We start from the raw sequence: 2,779 nt of genomic DNA on the forward strand, positions 1-2,779 counted from the left end.
CCTCGGCCGGCTGACCTCGGCCGGCTGACCTCGGCGGGCATCGTCAGCTGCCCGACATCGTCGGGTGAGTGACAAGGCAGGCCAGCCACTGCCCCATGGTTGTTGTCGGACCGTCCCGATACGGTGCGGGCCATGTCATCACGGCCTCCCGTTCCCCGCCCGAACGCACCGGGCCTGTCCGGTTCCCGCGCGGCCTCGGTTGGTTTCCGGTGCAGTGGGTGTGGCGCCGAGTCGGTGAAATGGGTGGGACGCTGCCCGCGCTGCAACACCTGGGGGACGATCGAGGCCCAGGTGCCCGCCGTCCGCTCGACCCACCGGGCCGGCGCGCGGGGCCTCGCCCGGGCGAGCGCGGCGGTCACGGCCCCCGCGTGCCCGATGTCGGCGGTTGACATCACCACGGCCCGCAGCCGTCCTACCGGGGTCACCGAACTCGACCGGGTGCTCGGTGGCGGGCTCGTTCCCGGGGCGGTCGTCCTGCTAGCCGGCGAGCCGGGTGTCGGCAAGTCGACGTTGCTGCTTGAGGTCGCCGCGCGTAGTGCCGCGTCGGGCGCCCGGGCGCTCGTGGTCACCGGCGAGGAGTCGACCGCTCAGGTCAGGCTACGAGCCGGGCGAACGGGGGCAGTGCACGCCGATCTGTGGGTCGCCGCGGAGACCGATCTGGAGGCCCTGCTCACCCATGTCGACGAGGTCCGTCCAGAGCTGTTGGTGGTTGACTCGGTACAGACCATCACCACCGCCACCGCAGACGGAGCGGCCGGCGGAGTCACCCAGGTCCGTGAGGTCACCGCGGCCCTGATCCGCGCGGCAAAGGCGCTGAACATGGCCTGTGTGATCGTCGGCCACGTGACCAAGGACGGCACGGTCGCCGGACCGCGGCTGCTGGAACACCTTGTCGACGTCGTTCTGCACTTTGAAGGTGAGCGGCATTCGTCGCTGCGCCTGGTCCGGGCGAGCAAGAACCGTTTCGGCCCCTCCGACGAGGTCGGCTGCTTCGAGATGGGCGACGGCGGCATCCGTGGGATCGCGGATCCCAGTGGGCTGTTCCTGTCCCGCTGGCACGACGGTGGGCCGACGGAGGGCGTCGCGGGCACCTGTGTGACGGTCACGGTCGAGGGCCGCCGACCGCTGGTCGCCGAGGTGCAGGCGCTGGTGGCAACGTCCACGGCGACCGTGCCGCGACGAGCCGTGTCCGGGCTCGACTCGGCCCGGGTCGCGATGATTCTTGCTGTGGTCGAGCGCCGCGGTCGACTTCAACTTGGCAGATCGGACGTATACGCGGCTACCGTCGGTGGGGTCCGGCTCGCCGAGCCGGCCGCCGATCTCGCCGTCGCGCTGGCCACGATCAGCAGCGTTGAGGACCGTCCCATTCCGGCGAACCTCGTCGCCGTCGGCGAGGTAGGTCTGGCCGGCGAGGTCCGGTCGGTGGGTGCGGTCCGCAGGCGCCTGACGGCCGCGTCCCGTCTGGGTTTCCGCTGGGCGCTCGTGCCTCCCGAGGCGGGTCCGGCGCCCGAGGGCATGACGACGATCGAAGTGTGCGACCTGAACAGTGCAATACGGCATATGTACGGCGGTAATGAGTGAAAATTACGGCAGGTAAAAGTATGGCTACAACATCACGGGGGCAGCATGGCAAAGCAGCCCACCCGATACCATCACGATGGCGGAACGCCGAGATACAGAGGGAGCCAGATGGCAGGACCACCCGGGGATGACATCTTCCGGGCGACACTGGCCGCTGTCGCCCCAGGGACCCCATTCCGGGATGGCCTCGAGCGCATCCTTCGCGGCCATACCGGCGGCCTGATCGTCCTCGGCCACGACAAGGCGGTCGAAGGCATCTGCACCGGCGGATTCGAACTGGACGTCGAGTTCTCCGCCACCCGACTGCGGGAGCTCGCGAAGATGGACGGCGCGATCGTCCTGTCGTCCGACCTACAGCGAATCGTCCGGGCCGCCGTCCACCTGGTGCCCGACCCGACCATCTTCACCGACGAGTCCGGTACCCGGCACCGCACGGCCGAACGAGTGGCCAAGCAAAGCGGATACCCGGTGATTTCGGTCAGCCAGTCGATGCGGATCATCGCGCTGTACGTGGCAGGTCTGCGCTACGTTCTTGATGACTCGGCCGCCATCCTGTCCCGGGCCAACCAGGCGCTGGCGACGCTGGAACGGTACAAGATGCGCCTGGACGAGGTCGCCGGCACACTGTCGGCCCTCGAGATCGAAGACCTCGTCACCGTCCGTGACGCAATTTTGGTGAGCCAACGGCTGGAGATGGTTCGGCGGATCGCGGACGAGATCGAAGGCTACGTGGTCGAACTCGGTACCGACGGCCGGTTGTTGTCCCTCCAGCTCGAGGAACTGATGGCGGGAGTCGAGACCGAACGGGAACTCGCCGTCCGCGACTATCTGCCCTCAGGGGGTAAGACAGCCACCGCCGCCGAAATCCTCGCCCGGCTCTCCGGGATGTCATCGACCGATCTGCTGGATCTGACCGTGCTCGCCCGCGCACTCGGCTTCCCCGGGGGCGCGGATGTGCTCGACAGCCAGGTCAGCCCCCGTGGTTACCGGATGCTGGCCAAGGTGCCACGACTGCCCCGAATGGTCGTGGACCGACTCGTCGACCACTTCGGCACCTTGCAGAAACTGCTGGCAGCCGGCGTGGACGACCTGCAGACCGTCGAGGGTATCGGCGCCGCACGCGCCAGGGCCGTACGCGAGGGGCTGTCCCGGCTCGCCGAGTCCAGCATCCTCGAACGCTATGTGTGAACCGCATGGG

General features: G+C 68.6%; 2 protein-coding genes. Both read left to right on the forward strand.

Annotated features, from left to right (window positions below):
• The first annotated feature begins 132 nt into the window (after positions 1 to 132).
• Entirely contained in the window at positions 133 to 1,581 is a 1,449-nt protein-coding gene (gene radA / locus U9980_RS07490) for a DNA repair protein RadA (RefSeq protein ID WP_322767270.1), read from the forward strand.
• 108 nt (positions 1,582 to 1,689) lie between these two features.
• Positions 1,690 to 2,769 carry a DNA integrity scanning diadenylate cyclase DisA gene (gene disA / locus U9980_RS07495; RefSeq protein WP_322747676.1) on the forward strand — a complete coding sequence of 360 codons (1,080 nt, stop codon included), beginning with the start codon at positions 1,690 to 1,692 and terminating at the stop codon, positions 2,767 to 2,769.
• The last annotated feature ends 10 nt before the right edge of the window (positions 2,770 to 2,779 follow it).

The sequence above is a fragment of the Protofrankia sp. Cr1 genome (genome assembly GCF_963555865.1).
Lineage (GTDB): Bacteria > Actinomycetota > Actinomycetes > Frankiales > Frankiaceae > Protofrankia.